This window comes from Micromonospora parva, from assembly GCF_000718515.1.
Lineage (GTDB): Bacteria > Actinomycetota > Actinomycetes > Mycobacteriales > Micromonosporaceae > Micromonospora > Micromonospora parva.
In genome coordinates, this window is record NZ_JNZS01000001.1 from 52955 (window position 1) to 69005 (window position 16051).

The following is a 16051-nucleotide window of genomic DNA, read 5'->3' on the forward strand; positions in this document are numbered from 1 at the left end:
GCGGCGTCTACCCGTTCTGCGCAGAATGTCACACTTGATGGCGGCTGGTCCTCGCTTCGGCGGGGCGCGCGGCGGCGTACCACGAGAAGAGCGACTCCCCACGCGGCCGGGGAGCGGGGGAGCGGGGCGGATGGACCGGTGGCGCACTGGCACGACGGCGCTGGCCGCCCGGGCGATCGTGGCCGGCCGCGGCGCGGCGCGCCTGGCCCGTCGGGTGCCGGCGCCCTGGCCGTACGTCATTGCCCTGTTCCTGGGCGCGAAGCTGCTGCTCACAGTGCTCGGGCTCCTGGTCCTGCACGCCTGGGACGGTGTCCCCGGGGCCCCGCCGCCGGACGAGGCGCTGATGTGGGCGCAACAGCGGGAGATTTCCGGGCACCGGTGGCTGTCGTTCTGGTTCGCCTGGGACTCGCTGCTCTACCTGCGGCTGAGCACCCTGCCCCTGACCGAGCCGTGGCGAGACTTCGGCTTCCCCCTGCTGTACCCGTTCCTGGCCCGGCCGATCGGCGCGCTGCTGGGCGGCGACAACGCCCTGGCCCTGCTGCTGATCAGCAACGTCGCGTTCCTGCTGGCGCTCTGGTACGGCTACCGGCTGGCCGAGCTGCTGCTCGGCGACGCGCGCGCGGCCCGCCGGTTCACCCGGTACCTGGTGCTGCTGCCGACGGCGTTCCTGTTCCAGGCCGCATTGACCGAGTCGCTCTTCGTCTGCCTCGCGTTGGCCGCCTTCTACTACGCCGAGCGGAGGCGGTGGCTGCTGGTCGGGGTGGTCGGCTACTTCCTGGCGATGAGCCGCTCCGTCGGCCTGCTCGTGGTGCTGCCGCTGGCTCTGGTGCTGCTGCGCCAGCACGACTGGCGGCTGGGCCCGCGCGCCCTGCTCGGCTACCTGCGGATCGGGTGGCCGTTGTTGCTGCTGCCCGCCGGGTGGTTCACCTTCATGGCGTACTGCCGGTGGCGGGGTGGGGACTGGTTCGCCTACCAGCACGCGCAACAGACCGGGTGGGGGATCGAGGTGCAGAACCCGGTGCCGGTGCTGCTGAACGGGTTGACCGGGGAGCCACGCGACGCCGCCCGGGTGTGGTTCGCCGTGGCCGTCCTGGGCGTGCTGGTCGCCGGGTTCCGCCGCCGGGAACTGGCCTACCTGGTGTACGGCGTCCTGATGGTGCTGGTGCCGCTGTCGATGGGGCCGCCGGTGTACAAGAGCCTGCTGCGCTACCTGCTCGCGGTCTTCCCGGTGGCGCTGGTGCTGGCCCGCTGGGCCCGGCACGCCAGCGTCGACGTGTGGCTGACCGCGACGCTCGCCGTGGTGCAGGGCGTGCTGTTCGTGCTGTGGCTCAGCTACTGGACCCACATGATCATCTGATTGGGCGGACCGCCGGCCGGGCAGGATGAGCGGATGACCGAGTCACTGGTGCGCCTCGACGACCTGGGCGCCTGGCTGATCAAGGGCAACGCCGACCTGGTCGACCTCACCGCCCGGTTCGCCGCCGAGCCACTGGTGACGAGTTGGTGCGTCCGCCCCGGTTATCGGGCGCGGCTGATGCGCGCCGGGCACCCGGTGATCTTCTGGGCCAGCGGCAGCCGGGCCCGACTGCCGTACGGGGTGTGGGGCGTCGGACGGGTCACCGGAGCGGCCACGCCGGGCCCTGCGGGGCAGCAGTGGTCAGTGCCGCTGGACCTGCCCATCCTCGCCGCCGGGGACCGGGTGCCCCGCACCGTGCTGCGCGCCGACGACCGACTCGCCGACCTGGAGGTGTTGCGTCAGCCGCAGGCCGCCAACCCCTCCTACCTGACAGTGGCCCAGTTCGCCGCCCTGCGCACCCATCTGCCACTGTGAGCGCGAGGGCGGCCGCGCCTCGCCGGAACTGCCTGTGCGAACCTGTCACCGATGTTCGGAGCGAACTGAGTGGAGGCCCGGTGTTCGCAGTGCCGCTGACCGAGGACGTCGAGCTGCGCCCGCTGGAGCCGTGGCGGGCCGAGGAGTTCCTCGCCAACCTCGACCGGGCCCGGGAGCACATCCAACCGTGGGTGTCGCCGACCTTCGTGGCCACCGACCTTGCGTCGGCCCGCGCGGTCCTGCAGCGCTACGCCGACCGCTGGGCCAGCGACAGCGGCGGCATCTGGGGGCTGTGGTGGCGCGGCACCCTGGTCGGCGGGGTCCTGCTCGTGTCGTTCGACGTGACCCGAGGTGTCTGCGAGGTCGGCTGCTGGGTGGAGCCGGCAGCCGAGGGAAAGGGCATGGTCGCACCGGCGGTCCGCCGGCTCGTCGACTGGGCGGTGCGCGAGCGCGGCATCCAGCGGGTGGAGTGGCGCACCAACGCCGACAATACCCGCAGCAAGGCCCTCGCCGGTCGGCTCGGCCTGCGCCTGGACGGCACGCTCCGCCAGGTCGCCCCCGGCCCGAACGGCCGGATCGACCTCGAAGTCTGGTCCGTGCTGGCCGACGAGTGGTTGGCCGGATCGAGCGGGACGCCGGCCACTGTCCACTGACGACGCATTTCTGTCGTACCCGGGCGACACCATGCATCCATGGCCGTCCCCGCGCTCACCCCTCGTCCCGACCCGCCGCGTTCCGTGCCGCTGCGTGAGGCGCGCACCCGGTTCAGCCAGCTCGTCGCGCTGGCCGAGCTGACCGACGCGGTCACCGTCGTCACCCGCGACGGCGACCCCCGCCCGGTCGCCGCGATCGTCCCCGCCGTGGCCGCCCGCAGCGGCGCGCAGGCCCGCGCCGACGCCGACCGTCTCGCCACGGTCACCGCCGGATGGGCTCGGCGCCTCGACGAGCAGCACCGACGCAGCAGCCAGCGGCACGCCGCCGAGCTGAGCGCGGTCCGCGCGGCGCTGGCCGAGGTGTGGTCCGAGCTGGATCGCCGGATCGTCCCGGGCAGCGATCCGGCGCTGGCCCGGCTGCGCGCCGCACACCACGACCTGCTCGCCGGCTGACGCGCTCCCGCGCGACAGCCGGCTGACGCGCTCCCGCACGGGTGGGCAACGTCCGCGCCGGTGCGAGCCGCGCGCCCCGGTCAGCCGGTGGCCGGGTACGCTTGCGTCTCGGTCGCCTTGACCGCCGCCCACACCCGCTGGCCCGGGATCAGCCGCAGGTGGGCGGCGGCGGCCGGGGTGACGTCGGCGGCCACCCCGATCGGCCCGTCCAGTTGCACCCGTACGTTGTCACCGTGGCGTTGCACGCCGACCACCGTCCCCGCCCAGGTGTTGCGCGCGCTGCCCTCCGGCCGGGCCGGGTGCAGCGCCACCGCGGCCGGCCGGAACGCCACGAACGCCTCGCCGTCCAACCGGTCGGCGACAGTGAGGGTCAGCTCCGGTGAAACCCGCACCCCGTGCCCGTCGGCGCGGCCCCGGTACAGGTTCAACCCGACCAGCCGGGCGACGTAGTCGGTGCGCGGCCGGGCGGTCACGCTCGGCCCGTCGCCCTCCTGCACGACCCGGCCACCCTCGACGATGACCAGTCGGTCGGCCAGCGCCAGCGCGTCCAGCGGGTCGTGGGTGACCAGCACCGTCGCGCCCGCGTGCGCCGACAGGTGCCGGTGCAGCTCCGCGCGGGTGTCCAACCGGGTGCGGGCGTCCAGCGCGGCCAGCGGCTCGTCCAGCAACAGCAGCGACGGTGCCACGGCGAGCGCGCGGGCCAGCGCCACCCGCTGCGCCTGGCCTCCGGAGAGCTGCCGGGGCCGGTGCCGTGCCTGCGCGTCGAGCCCCACCCGGGTCAGCCACTCCCGGGCCGTGGCGCGGGCGGCCCGCCGCTCGACACCGTGCCGGCGCGGCCCGAAGGCCACGTTGTCCACCGCGCTCAGGTGCGGAAAGAGCAGGTAGTCCTGGAAGACCACGCCGATCGGCCGGCGCTCGGTGGGCACCCAGCCCCCGGTGGCCGGGCGGTCCAGGTCGACGCCGTCGAGGGTGACGTGACCGGCGGTGAGCGGATGCAGCCCGGCCAGCGCGCGCAGCGCGGTCGTCTTGCCGGCCCCGTTCGGGCCGAGCAACGCGACCACCTCGCCGGGTGCGACCCGCAGCGGCACGTCGAGTCGGAAGGCGCCCCGGTCGACGACGACCCGGGCGTCCAGCAGGGCATCGCTCATGCGGTGCTCATCCAGCGGTCGCGCAACGCGACCAGGATGCCCACCGACACGACGAGCAGCACCAGGCTGAGCACGATCGCGGACTCCAGGTCGGTCTCCAACGCCAGGTAGACGGCGAGCGGCATGGTCTGGGTGCGGCCGGGATAGTTGCCGGCGAAGGTGATGGTGGCCCCGAACTCGCCGAGCGCCCGCGCCCAGCAGAGCACCGCCCCGGCGGCCAGCCCGGGCGCCACCAACGGCAGCGTGACGTGGGTGAACGCGGTCCACCGGCTGGCCCCCAACGTCGCGGCGGCCTCCTCGTAGCGGTGGTCGGCGGCGCGCAGCGCACCCTCCACGGCGATCACGAGGAATGGCATGGCCACGAACGCCTCGGCCAGCACGACACCAGTGGTGGTGAACGGCAGGGTGATGCCGAACGTGGTGTCGAGCCACCCGCCGAGCAGCCCGCGCCGGCCGAAGACCAGCAGCAGCGCCACCCCACCGACCACCGGCGGCAGCACCAGTGGCACGGTGACCAGCGCCCGCACCAGCCGGCGGCCGGGGAACTCGACCCGGGCCAGCACCCAGGCGAGCGGCACCCCGAGCAGCAGGCAGAGCGCGGTCGCCAGCGTCGCGGTCTGCACCGACAGCCGCAGCGCGGTCAACGCGCCCGGCTCGGTGAGCCGCTGCGGCAGTGTGGTCCACGGCGCCCGGATCACCAGCCCGACCAGCGGCAGGACGAGGAAGAGCAGCCCCACCCCGGCGGGGATCAGCAGCGCCGCCGGCACCCGCCCCCGCCGTCGCGGCGTGGCCCGGCGCTCGCGTGCCGCCTCGTCACGCTCGCCTGCGATGTCGTCGCGGACCTGCCTCACGGGGCCTGGAACCCGGCCTCGGCGAGGACCGTCTGCGCCGGCGCCGAGCGGACGTACGCGACGAAAGCCCGCGCGCCGGCCGGATTGGGCGCGTCCTTCAGCGCGACGATCGGGTAGTCGTTGACAGCCCGCGCCGACTCGGGGAACTCCACACCGGTCACGTCGGCGCTCGCCGCACGCACGTCGGTGCGGTAGACCAGAGCGGCGTCGACCTCGCCGAGCTTCACCTTGGCGAGCGCGCCCTTGACGTCCTGCTCCAGGGTGACAGGTGTCAGCGCGACACCGGCCGCGTCCAGGACGGTGCGGGCCGCCGCGCCGCAGGGCACCTGGTTGGCGCAGAGCGCCACCTTCACGCCGGGCCGGCTCAGGTCGGCCAGCCCGGTCACGCCTTTCGGGTTGTCCCGGGGCACCGCGATGACCAACTGGTTGCGGGCGAAGACGGTCGGTGTGCCGTCGGCGTTGCCCGCCTCGGTGACCGTGGCCATGTTCGCCGGGGCGGCGGAGGCGAACACGTCCGCCGGCGCGCCCTGGTTGATCTGGTTGGCCAGCGCGGAGCTGCCCGCGACGTTGAGGGTCACGGTGCTGCCGGGATTGGCGGCCTCGAACTCCTTGCCGATCCGGCGGAACGACTCGGTCAGCGAGGCGGCCGCGAACACCGTCACCGCCCCGGTGCCCCGGCCGTCCGCGCCGGAGGCCTTGTCGTCGCCCGCGCCGCAGCCGGCGGCCGCCAGCGCCATGACCACGGCCATCGCCGTGCGCGTCGTCCGCGCGCTCATCCGCCCGGCCTTCCCCTGCTCGACGCTGGTGCGGCCCGCTCCACCACCACCGTTGTCGACTTGATCACCGCGACGGCCACCGACCCGACCCGCAGGTCGAGCTCGTCGACCGCCTCCCGGCTCATCAGCGACACGACCCGGAACGGGCCAGCCTGGATGTCGACCTGGGCCATCACCGTGTCCTTGCGGACGTCGACGACGATGCCGCGCAGCCGGTTGCGGGCCGAGGAGAACTCGGCGCCCGCGTCCGGGTCGGCGGCCTGGGCGCGGGCGAACGCCGCCAGGTCGACGCCGTCGATCACCCGGTGGCCGTGCTCGTCGCGCCCGGCCGTCAGCCGCCCGGCATCGACCCAGCGGCGGATCGTGTCGCTGCTGACGCCGAGCAGGTCGGCCGCCTCACCGATCCGGAACATCGTCACCGGCTCACCATAGCTGCCGCATCTGCGAGCGCGAAAGGCCGAAACGAGCCGTGTCTGCGTACCTCTTGGGGCTTCTGCGGCCGTGACTGCGTGTCTCCCGCGCGGCCCGGGTTTGCCTCGGGGGGCGCGCGGCTCAGGCGTCGCGGTTGTCGTACGTCGCGCGGTTGGCGAGCACGTCGTCCATGTGCGCTTCGGCCCAACCCTTCACGCCACGCATCAGGTGGTGCAGGGAGATGCCGAGGTCGGTCAGCTCGTAGGTGACGGTGACGGGCACTGTCGGCACCACGGTGCGGGTGATCAGACCGTCGCGTTCCAGGGAGCGCAGTGTCTGGGTGAGCATCTTCTGACTGACCCCGGCCAGCAGGCGCGACAGCTCCGAGTAGCGCATCGGGCGGGGCTCGCCCGCGCAGTCGAGGCCGAAGCGGTGCGAGCCGTCGCTGTTCAGCGCCGCCAGCACCAGGGTGACCCACTTGTCAGCGATGCGGTCGAGCAGCTTTCGACTCGGACACTGCGCCAGGAAGGCGTCATATTCCACCTTGGCCTGAGCCCTCTTCTGCGCCGCCGTGGTCGTTGTCATCGAGCCGCTCCTCAGCCGCCGGGGCGTTACGCACCTTCAGGTGCCTACTTCCGAAAGTGAAGCTACACCCCGAGGGTGGAGCAGGTAGACGATGCGTCGGCACCGCTCGGCGCGACACGAGAGCCAGAGGTACGAACATGCTCACCACCTCCCTTCCCGGCGGCACCTGGACGTTGGGAGGCCTGACGGTCACCCGGTTCGGCTACGGCGCCATGCAACTGGCCGGCCCCGGAGTGATGGGACCGCCGGCCGACCGCGACGGCGCACTCGCCGTCCTGCGTACGGCAGTCGAGCTCGGCATCACCCACATCGACACCTCGGCGGCCTACGGTCCGACCGTCACCAACCAGCTGATCCGGGAGGCGCTGCACCCGTACCCCGATTCGCTGCACATCGTGACCAAGGTCGGTGCAAACCGTGACCCGCAGGGCGGCTGGCCACCGGCCCGTGACCCGCAGAGCCTGCGCCGGTCCGTGCACGAGAACCTGGAGACCCTCGGTCTCGACGTGCTCGACCTCGTCAACCTCCGGCTGGGCGACGCCGCGGGCCCGCTGCCCGGCTCTCTCGCCGAGGCGTTCGAGACCCTCGCCGACCTGCAACGGCAGGGCCTGATCCGGCACCTCGGGGTGAGCAACGCGACGCCGGAGCAGGTGGCCGAGGCGCAGGCGATCGCACCGATCGTGTGCGTGCAGAACATGTACAACCTCGCGCACCGCCGCGACGACGAGCTGATCGACGCGCTCGCCGGGCAGGGCGTCGCCTACGTGCCGTTCTTCCCTCTCGGCGGCTTCAGCCCCCTGCAGTCGTCGGTGCTGTCGACGGTGGCCGCCCGGCTGGAAGCGGCGCCGATGTCGGTGGCGCTGGCCTGGCTGCTGCGACGGTCGCCGAACATCCTGCTGATCCCGGGCACCTCGTCCGCGGCGCACCTGCGCGAGAACATCGCGGGCGCGGCGCTCTCCCTCTCCAATGACGACCTCGCCGAGCTGGACACGATCGGCCGTTAGCGCCCGGGTGGACCCGCCGGCGACTCCGGCGGGTCCACCCGGCGCCCTCAGCAGTTGCGCAGCTGCGGCGACTGGTTGAGCAGTTGGCCACGGGTCGACACGAAGCGGCGGTAGCGCTCCCCGTCGACGGCGGACGGGCGGAAGGCGGCGACGCGGTGGCAGTTCTGGAACGCCAGGCGTACGCCGAAGTGCCGTTCCAGGCCGGCGCGGATCGCGTCGCTGGCCAGCGCCCGCAGCAGCTGCCCCCGGTCGGCGTCGGTGGGTGGCGGGACGACGTTGTCGGCCAGGTCGTCGTCGCCGGCCTCCAGCTCGGCGACGACCCGGCTGACGGTGGCCCACGCGTAGGGCAGTGAGTCGCGGACGCAGGCGATGAACGCCTCGTCGTCGACGGGGCCGCGTTCGGCGGCGTCGAGCAGGGCGGGTGGGACGGTGAGCGACATGATTCTCCTCCGCATCAGCTAACGATTACCGTTTTCATTAACGGCGTCAGCTGAGCAGACCACGTTCGTCGAGCGACGTCAACGATGTCCGGGCGCGCCGCGCCGCGACCCGCGCGGAAGACGCGCGCGACCGGTGAGAGGGGCAGTGCCCGGGACTGACGATCCGAGATCAGGGACGGCGGGGGTGGCCCTTGAGGTGCCGGCCCAGCTCGCGGGCGATCTCCCGGTTGGCGTCGCGCTCAGCGAGGGTCTGCCGCTTGTCGTAGGAGCGCTTACCCTTGGCCAGGGCCAACTCGACCTTGGCGAAACCGTTCTCGAAGTACATCGACAGCGGGACCATGGTCACCCCGCCCTCGCGGACCTTGTCCAGGATCCGGTCGATCTCGGCCCGGTGCAGCAACAGCTTGCGGTTGCGGCGCGGGGCATGGTTGGTCCACGTCCCGTAGGCGTACTCGGCGATGTGCAGGCCGTACAGCACGATCTCGCCGTCGCGCTCGTGGGCGAACGCGTCCACCAGCGAGGCCCGCCCCTCGCGCAGCGACTTCACCTCGGTGCCGACCAGCACGATGCCCGCCTCGTACGTGCGCAGCACCGTGTACTCGTGCCGGGCCTTCTTGTTGGAGGCGATCAACCGGCGTGCGGGCGGTGTGGACGGGCTCACCCCGCGACGATATCCGGTCGCCGGGTCAGCCGGTCGTCCGGTGTTCGCGGCGCAACCGCCGGGTCAGCTCCCGTACCGCCTCGGCGAACGCCTCCTGCGACTCACACGGCCAGTGCCCCAGGATCGGCGGGGGAACACTGTCGCTGGGCGGTGGCACCACGTCCTGCGGGTCGGTCAACCGCCGATCCACCGTCGCCGCCGGCCCGGTCAGCGTCTCGGCCTTTCCGGGACGGTGGGCGGCGAAGATCCAGCCGCCGATCGGGTCGGTGTCGCGCCACAGGTTGATCCAGCGCCAGCCGACCCGTTCGCCGATCTCGCACAGTGCCGGTTCGTCGGCGTACGCCGGGAACAGCCGGGAGTACAGCCGGCCCAGCGGCGACCCGTAGGTCAGCAGGGCGACCCGGTCGGTGATCCGGGTGGGCAGTTGCAGCACCGTGGCGGCGAGCAGCACCGAGCCGTGGCTGTGCCCGGCCAGCAGCACACAGTGCCCCTGCTCCACCAGGTAGGTGATCCGTTTCGCCAACTCCGGCACGGCCCGCTCGGCGTAACAGGGCGGCGCGAACGGGTGCGCCGCCCGGGGCCAGAAGGTGCCCAGATCCCACAGCACGCCCACGTACCGGCGAAACTGCGCCGTCCGGTACGCGAAGATGCCGCCCACCACGAGACCGAGCAGGATCGCGGCGATGACGTAGCTACCCGACCCGATCAGGAAGTTGACCATGCCCTCCGGCACTCCCACGTAGCGCTGCACCACCTTGCCCGGCCGGAGCTGGAGCAGGCCGAGCACGCTGGTGGCCAGGCCGAGCGCCGCCAGGCAGGCGTACACCACGGAGAGCGGTTCCAGGTTCTCGGTGAAACGTGCCCGGGCGACCGCCTGCTCGACCCGTCGCAGCCGGTCCGCCGCCTGCGGCGGCGCGTGCGGGAAGTCGGCGGCCACGATCGCCCGCGCGGCCCGCATCCGCTCACGCCGGGTCATCCTGGTGACCAGACCGGCCACCAGCAGAGCCGTCACCACGGCCAGGAAAAACCCGAAGATCGCCCACTTGTACGCCAGCGGAGGGCTGGTCTCCAGGCCGTCGGCGGTCGTCCCGTTGCGATCGAGCAGGTCCGCCACCCGGTAGACCAGCTCGGCGGAAAACGCCACGGCGAGCCCCGCCGAGATCGTCATGAAGACCGGCGCTCCCAACGCGCGCAGCGGCGACCGGTGCTGCCCGTCGCCCCGACGCCAGATCACCAACGTGCCGAGCACGACCACCAGCACGGTCTGGCTGACGAACAGCCAGGCCACGATCGCGTCGTAACCGGGCAGCGAACCGCCCTGCGGCCAGGGCGCCGGACTGATGACGATGTGCACGATCACCAGCATCGTCAGGCCGCAGGCGATCGTGCGCAGCCCGCGGCAGACGCCGTCCACCCGGGGCGACGGGTCGGTGCGGTCGATGCTCGCCACCACGGTGACCAGGACCAGGCAGGCCAACAGCACCGCCCCGGTGGCCGCCAGCAGGATCACCATCACCCACGAGGAGTGCTGACTGGCCCGCGCGGCCAGCAGGCTGCCGCTCAGCGTCGCGAACGCCGCAGCGACGTGCACCGAGCGCAGCCGACCCACCAGCGGCTCACCGTCCCACTGGCCGACGGCGCTCAACCGGTGCTTCGACGCCGGCGTCGTCGGCGTCCGGAACGCGTCGAACGAGTGGCTCGGGCGGGCGCCCAACCACCAGACGATCCCGATGGCGGCGACCGGCACGAGCGCCAGCACGCCCAGGCGCAGCCCGGGCGGGCGTCCGCCGAGCCAGGACAGCCAGCTCCGGCCGGCCAGGCACGACGGGGTGTCCATGCAGCGCCAGGCGATCAGGTCCAACGCCACCCCGACGATGGAGAGCACGTAGAGCGCGGTGAGGGTGAGCGCGAGCACCCGGCACAGCGCCATGAAGCCGCGCGTCGAGACGGTGTCCGCCGGGCGCATCCACAGCGCCACGTTGCAGAGCATGAACGGCAGCAGGAAGACCAGCGACAACGTCCGCACCGCCGTGCCGGACGGCAGGTCACTCCAGCGGTACGCCTCCAGCGTCACCCCGTCGGTTCCGGTGGAGTCCGGATAGCCGGGACGCGGTCGGAAGAACCCTCCGCTGCGGTCCCCGGCGACCTGGTGCACGTGGGGCCGGTTCAACACCTGGTCCGCCCCCGCGCCGGAGACCCCGTGCACCCGCAGCTCCACGATCGCGCCCGACGTCGTCGGTCGGGTCGGTGTCGCGTGCGCCATGGGCCCCCCGAGGTGTGCGCGGCAACCGGGCGGGTCGTCGATCTCCGGGCACCCACGCGGCTCCCCGGCTTACCCATCGCCAACGCGATCAACCATGGGTCCGACCCCGGCGGTGGTGCGGTCGACAGGGTGCAGGTGATTTCATGGCGCCATGGCGAACCCGGTGATCCTGACCGTCGACGACGACCCCGTGGTGTCCCGGGCGGTTGCCCGCGACATCCGGCGCCGCTACGGCGACCGCTACCGGGTGCTGCGGGCCTCCTCGGGGCCGGAGGCGCTGGACGCCCTGCGCGAGGTCAAGCTGCGCGGCGAACAGGTGGCGCTGCTGCTGGCCGACCACCGGATGCCGGAGATGACCGGCGTCGAGTTCCTCGAGGCGGCCATGGACATCTTCCCGGCCGCCCGGCGGGTGCTGCTCACCGCGTACGCGGACACCGACGCCGCGATCGAGGCCATCAACGTGGTCGACCTGGACCACTACCTGCTCAAGCCCTGGCACCCGCCGGAGGAGAAGCTGTACCCGGTGGTCGACGGGCTGTTGGAGGCGTGGGCGGCCACCCCGGACGCGGCCAGCGCCGAGATCCGGGTCGTCGGGCACCGCTGGTCCGCGCCGTCGTTCAAGGTCCGCGACTTCCTGGCCCGCAACCTGGTGCCGTACCGGTGGCTGTTGTCCGACGACCCGGAGGGTGTCCGGTTGCTCGACGCGGCCGGGGCCACCGAGGCGGACGTGCCGCTGGTGGTGACGCCCGAGGGCAAGGCGCTGGTCGCCCCGAGTGAGGCCGAGCTGGCCGCCCTGGCCGGGTTGACGGTGGTGCCGGCGTGTGACTTCTACGACCTGGTGGTGATCGGCGGTGGCCCCGCCGGGCTCGGCTCCGCGGTGTACGGCGCCTCGGAGGGGCTGCGTACCGTGCTCGTGGAGCGACGGGCGACCGGCGGTCAGGCCGGGCAGAGCAGTCGGATCGAGAACTACCTGGGTTTCCCGGACGGCGTGTCCGGCGCGCAGTTGACCGACCGGGCCCGGCGCCAGGCGGTCAAGTTCGGTGCCGAGCTGCTCAGCGCCCGGGAGGTGGTCGGTCTCAGCGAGGCCGGCGGTGCCCGGCTGCTGCGCTTCGGCGACGGCACCGAGATCGCCGCGCACACAGTGGTGTTGGCCACCGGCGTGTCGTACCGGGTGCTCGACGCCCCGGGGCTGGCCGACTTCACCGGGCGGGGGGTGTTCTACGGCGCCGCTGCCACCGAGGCGCCGAGCTGCGTCGAGCAGGACGTCTACATCGTCGGCGGGGCCAACTCCGCCGGTCAGGCGGCGGTCCACTTCTCCCGGTACGCGGCCAGGGTGCACCTGCTCATCCGGGGTGCGGACCTGACCGCCTCGATGTCGCGATACCTGATCGACCAGCTGGAACGGATCGACAAGATCACTGTGCATCCGCACACCGCCGTGGTCGGCGCGGCGGGGGAGGACCACCTGCAACGGCTCACCCTCTGCGACACCCGCACCGGGGAGGCCCGCTCGGTCGACACCTCCTGGCTGTTCATCTTCATCGGCGCGGAGCCGCGCACCGACTGGCTGGACGGGGTGCTGGTCCGCGACGGGCGCGGGTTCATCGTGACCGGCCCGGATCTGCTCGCCGGGGGCCGGCGACCGCCCGGCTGGTCGCTGTCGCGCGACCCGTACCACCTGGAGACCAGCGTGCCGGGGGTGTTCGCCGCCGGCGACGTGCGGGCCGAGTCGGTCAAGCGGGTCGCCTCGGCCGTCGGCGAGGGCGCGATGGCGGTGTCGCTCGTGCACCGCTACCTGGAAGCCCAATGAGCGCGAGGAGTGGTTGGTCGTGCGAGCCCCGTCGCGAGCGAAGGAGTCCCGGTGAGCGCGAGGAGTGAGCCGGTGTTGCGAGCCCCGCAGCCGCGAACCAAGGAGATCCAGTGAGCACCGACTCTGACGGGCTGACACCGGCCCAGTTGCGCACCCTGTTCCTGTTCGAGTCGCTCGACGACGGGCAGCTCGCCTGGCTGGCCGAGCGCGGCCGGGTGGAGCAGCGCGCCGGCGGCACCCTCGTGTACGGCGAGGGTGAACCCGCCACCTGCTTCTTCGTGCTGCTGCGCGGCGCGGTGGCGTTGAGTCGTCAGGTGCGCGGCGACGACGTCGAGGTCAGCCGGACCGAACAGCGCGGGGTGTACGGCGGGGCCGTCCAGGCGTACCTGGGTGACCAGGTCGACCAGATCTACCGCAACAGTCTGCGGGCGGTGACCGACGCGGACTTCTTCGTGCTGCCGGCGGAGGACTTCGCGGAGGCCCTGCGGTCCTGGTTCCCGATGCCCATGCACCTGCTGGAGGGGCTGTTCTTCGGGATGCGGGACAGTCAGGCCATCGTCGGCGAGCGGGAGCGGCTGCTGGCCCTCGGCTCGCTGTCGGCGGGGCTGACCCACGAGCTGAACAACCCGGCCGCGGCGGCGGTGCGGGCCACGTCGGTGCTGCGGGACCGGGTCGCCGGGATGCGGCACAAGCTCGCCATGATCGCCGATGGGCGACTCGACGGGAGCGCCCTGCACGGCCTGGTCGCGTTGCAGGAGGAGGCGGTCGCCCGGGTGGCCACCGCGCCGAAATTGACCCCGATGGCCACCGCCGACGCCGAGGACGCCCTCACCGACTGGTTGGAGGAGCACGGGGTCGACGGAGCCTGGGACCTGGCGCCGATCCTGGTCGGCGGAGGGCTCGACGCGGCCTGGCTGGCGCAGGTGAAGGCCGCGGTCGGGGCCGCGGACCTGGAGGCGGCGGTGCGCTGGCTCACGTACACGGTCGACACCGAGCTGCTGATGCGCGAGATCGGCGACGCGGTAACCCGGATCTCCGGGCTGGTGGGCGCCGCCAAGCAGTACTCGCAGCTGGATCGCGCGCCGCACCGGGTGGTGGACGTGCACGACCTGCTCGACGCCACGCTGGTGATGTTCAAGGGCAAGATCCCCGCCGAGGTCAAGCTGGTCCGCGAGTACGACCGCAGCCTCCCACCGGTTCCGGCGTACGCGGCCGAGCTCAACCAGGTGTGGACCAATTTGATCGACAACGCGTTGGGCGCGATGGGGGAGAAGGGGGTGCTGACCGTCCGCACCGGACGGGTCGGTGAGCTGCTGGCGGTGGAGATCACCGACACCGGGCCGGGCATCCCGCCGGAGGTGCGTCCGCGCATCTTCGAGCCGTTCTTCACCACGAAGCCGGTGGGGGCGGGCACCGGTCTGGGGCTGGACATCTCGTACCGGATCGTGGTGCACAAGCACCACGGCGACATCCGGGTGGAGACCGAGCCGGGACGAACCACCTTCCGGGTCCTGCTGCCGATCGCCGAGGGGCCGCCGGACGAGCACCGCGACGCGCCGACTACCTAGACCGCCGGTGGCCTCTACCGCGAGCTGTTCAACCTGTAGGCCAGCGGTTACCTGACCGGGGTCGACGGCCGGGCAGTCCCCGCGTCAGCGCGCGCGGGCGACCCCGCAGTAGCCATCCACCGCGGACGCGGTCCTGCTGTCGGTCCGCCAGTGCCCCAGCGGCACGACACCAGGCCGGACGAGGTCGAGACCGTCGAAGAACGCCGTGAAGTCCGCGACCTCGCGCAGGTGGTACGGCAGAGCACCGCTTTCGTTGTACTGCCGATGCGACTCGATGGCCCGCTCGCTGGTAGCCGTACCGTCGGACATCGCCAGAAAGCTCCCCGACGGTAGGGACGAGACCAAAGCGTTGACGATGGCCCGCGCCTCGGCCGGCTTCTCGACGTGACCCATAACGCCCAGCATCATCAGCGCGATCGGCTCACCGAAGTCCAGTGTCTCGCGGGCATCGTGGACGATCGTGTCCACGTCGTGCAGATCGGCGTCGACATACTGGGTGGCGCCCTCCTGGCTGCTGGTCAGCAACACCCGGGCGTGCGCGAGAACCATCGGGTCGTTGTCAACGTAGACGACGCGCGCCTGTGGCGTGATCCGTTGGGCGACCTCGTGGGTGTTATCGGCTGTGGGTAGGCCGGTACCGATGTCGAGGAACTGGCGGATCCCCGCCTCTGCGGCGAGATAGGTCACCGCTCGTCCGAGAAACGCGCGCGAATACCGTGCGGCCTCGACGATTTCCGGGAAGACCGACTGTACCTGTTGGCCGACCTCGCGATCCGGGGCGAAGTTGTCCTTACCGCCGAGCCAGTAGTTCCACACCCGTGCCGAGTGCGGCACTGTCGTGTCCAGTTTGGCGGCCGAACCTCCCACCGGCTGCTCAGCTTGGTCCTGCGACATGTCGTCTCCCCTTACCAGCCATACGACGTCGAGGCCGTAGCCTAGCGGCGCGGCGGCACCCGCATGGTCCTGGCGGATCGACCAAACCCTTGTCCCCTGCTGCCTGATGGCGGCAAAGGCATGGTCAGAGTCGTCAGGCCACCCGCTGCGGTCGGTGCCGTCGGTGCCGTCAGGAGGTGGGTGTCAGGAACTCGGCTAGGACGCGAGTGTGGGTGGAGAACGCCAGCTCGACGGGGTCGGTGAGCACCAGCCACTCGGTGGCCTCGTCGGTCGGTGCCGACGGGGGCAGGTCCTCGGCGGCCCGTTCGGGCAGCACTCCGAAGATCATCATGGTGCCTCCCGCCGGCGCGCCGTGCACCGCGAACAGGCGGGCGTCCTCGGCCGCCGCGATCAGGCCGGTCTCCTCCCGCAGCTCCCGGACGAGTGCGTCGGACCACTCCTCGCCGTACTCGATGAAGCCGCCGGGCAGCGCGAGCAGGCCTCGGGCCGGCTCGATGTCCCGGCGGACCACCACCACACCCAGGCCCCCGGCCGTGCGGACCGGCAACACCGCGACCGCCACCGGCAGTGGGTTGCGCCAGACGGTCTCGCCGCAGACCGCGCAGACCCGTGGCCATCCGGCGGCGGCCGGGTAGGCGGCGCCGCAGTAGGAGCAGTGCGAGTACGGCGTGCCGGTCATGCCGCAGCACGTTACTCCGATCCC

Annotated in this window: 17 protein-coding genes; 7 read left to right on the forward strand and 10 right to left on the reverse strand. The window is 72.4% G+C overall.

Annotated features, from left to right (window positions below; translation table 11 throughout):
- Nucleotides 1–130: 130 nt before the first annotated feature.
- From IF22_RS0100205 to IF22_RS0100220, 4 genes are all read left to right on the forward strand, one after another.
- Nucleotides 131–1357: a hypothetical protein gene (locus IF22_RS0100205; RefSeq protein ID WP_245233465.1), complete on the forward strand. Its 1227-nt coding sequence runs from the start codon at nucleotides 131–133 to the stop codon at nucleotides 1355–1357.
- A 33-nt stretch (nucleotides 1358–1390) separates the two neighbouring features.
- Nucleotides 1391–1831, forward strand: coding sequence for an EVE domain-containing protein (locus IF22_RS0100210; protein WP_030327400.1), 441 nt, complete (start codon nucleotides 1391–1393; stop codon nucleotides 1829–1831).
- Nucleotides 1832–1911: 80 nt separating this feature from the next.
- Nucleotides 1912–2484, forward strand: coding sequence for a GNAT family N-acetyltransferase (locus IF22_RS0100215; RefSeq protein ID WP_030327402.1), 573 nt, complete (start codon nucleotides 1912–1914; stop codon nucleotides 2482–2484).
- A 39-nt stretch (nucleotides 2485–2523) separates the two neighbouring features.
- A complete protein-coding gene (locus IF22_RS0100220) occupies nucleotides 2524–2937 on the forward strand; it encodes a hypothetical protein (protein ID WP_030327403.1) in 414 nt (137 codons plus the stop codon).
- A gap of 80 nt (nucleotides 2938–3017) precedes the next feature.
- Here IF22_RS0100220 and IF22_RS0100225 read toward each other — a convergent pair whose 3' ends face one another.
- The 5 genes from IF22_RS0100225 to IF22_RS0100245 all read right to left on the reverse strand — a co-directional run bounded on the left by IF22_RS0100225 (nucleotide 3018) and on the right by IF22_RS0100245 (nucleotide 6708).
- Nucleotides 3018–4085 (reverse strand): ABC transporter ATP-binding protein, encoded by a 1068-nt coding sequence (locus IF22_RS0100225; protein ID WP_030327405.1) that lies wholly within the window; start codon nucleotides 4083–4085, stop codon nucleotides 3018–3020.
- A complete protein-coding gene (modB, locus tag IF22_RS0100230) occupies nucleotides 4082–4915 on the reverse strand; it encodes a molybdate ABC transporter permease subunit (protein WP_030327406.1) in 834 nt (277 codons plus the stop codon). Before modB ends, IF22_RS0100225 begins: the two co-directional genes overlap by 4 nt.
- A gap of 17 nt (nucleotides 4916–4932) precedes the next feature.
- Nucleotides 4933–5712, reverse strand: coding sequence for a molybdate ABC transporter substrate-binding protein (gene modA, locus IF22_RS0100235; protein ID WP_030327407.1), 780 nt, complete (start codon nucleotides 5710–5712; stop codon nucleotides 4933–4935).
- Nucleotides 5709–6131: a TOBE domain-containing protein gene (locus IF22_RS0100240; RefSeq protein WP_030327408.1), complete on the reverse strand. Its 423-nt coding sequence runs from the start codon at nucleotides 6129–6131 to the stop codon at nucleotides 5709–5711. The genes modA and IF22_RS0100240 overlap by 4 nt, the downstream gene beginning before the upstream one ends.
- A 133-nt stretch (nucleotides 6132–6264) precedes the next feature.
- Nucleotides 6265–6708, reverse strand: coding sequence for a winged helix-turn-helix transcriptional regulator (locus IF22_RS0100245; RefSeq protein ID WP_030327410.1), 444 nt, complete (start codon nucleotides 6706–6708; stop codon nucleotides 6265–6267).
- A 137-nt stretch (nucleotides 6709–6845) separates the two neighbouring features.
- Between IF22_RS0100245 and IF22_RS0100250 the strand changes: the two genes are divergently transcribed.
- Nucleotides 6846–7712, forward strand: coding sequence for an aldo/keto reductase family oxidoreductase (locus IF22_RS0100250; protein ID WP_030327411.1), 867 nt, complete (start codon nucleotides 6846–6848; stop codon nucleotides 7710–7712).
- 47 nt (nucleotides 7713–7759) lie between these two features.
- On the opposite strand, the gene IF22_RS0100255 is transcribed toward IF22_RS0100250, so the two are convergent.
- The 3 genes from IF22_RS0100255 to IF22_RS0100265 all read right to left on the reverse strand — a co-directional run bounded on the left by IF22_RS0100255 (nucleotide 7760) and on the right by IF22_RS0100265 (nucleotide 11076).
- A complete protein-coding gene (locus IF22_RS0100255) occupies nucleotides 7760–8152 on the reverse strand; it encodes an SCO5389 family protein (protein ID WP_030327413.1) in 393 nt (130 codons plus the stop codon).
- A 169-nt stretch (nucleotides 8153–8321) separates the two neighbouring features.
- Nucleotides 8322–8813 (reverse strand): SsrA-binding protein SmpB, encoded by a 492-nt coding sequence (gene smpB, locus IF22_RS0100260; RefSeq protein ID WP_030327414.1) that lies wholly within the window; start codon nucleotides 8811–8813, stop codon nucleotides 8322–8324.
- Nucleotides 8814–8838: 25 nt separating this feature from the next.
- Entirely contained in the window at nucleotides 8839–11076 is a 2238-nt protein-coding gene (locus IF22_RS0100265; protein ID WP_030327415.1) for a hypothetical protein, read from the reverse strand.
- 151 nt (nucleotides 11077–11227) lie between these two features.
- Between IF22_RS0100265 and IF22_RS0100270 the strand changes: the two genes are divergently transcribed.
- Together IF22_RS0100270 and IF22_RS0100275 are read left to right on the forward strand one after the other, a co-directional pair.
- Nucleotides 11228–12886: an NAD(P)/FAD-dependent oxidoreductase gene (locus IF22_RS0100270; protein ID WP_030327416.1), complete on the forward strand. Its 1659-nt coding sequence runs from the start codon at nucleotides 11228–11230 to the stop codon at nucleotides 12884–12886.
- 110 nt (nucleotides 12887–12996) lie between these two features.
- Nucleotides 12997–14454 (forward strand): ATP-binding protein, encoded by a 1458-nt coding sequence (locus IF22_RS0100275; protein ID WP_030327417.1) that lies wholly within the window; start codon nucleotides 12997–12999, stop codon nucleotides 14452–14454.
- Between the two features lie 84 nt (nucleotides 14455–14538).
- On the opposite strand, the gene IF22_RS0100280 is transcribed toward IF22_RS0100275, so the two are convergent.
- Together IF22_RS0100280 and IF22_RS0100285 are read right to left on the reverse strand one after the other, a co-directional pair.
- Nucleotides 14539–15348 (reverse strand): SAM-dependent methyltransferase, encoded by an 810-nt coding sequence (locus IF22_RS0100280; RefSeq protein WP_030327419.1) that lies wholly within the window; start codon nucleotides 15346–15348, stop codon nucleotides 14539–14541.
- Between the two features lie 169 nt (nucleotides 15349–15517).
- Nucleotides 15518–16027, reverse strand: coding sequence for an NUDIX domain-containing protein (locus tag IF22_RS0100285; RefSeq protein WP_030327421.1), 510 nt, complete (start codon nucleotides 16025–16027; stop codon nucleotides 15518–15520).
- Between the last annotated feature and the right edge of the window lie 24 nt (nucleotides 16028–16051).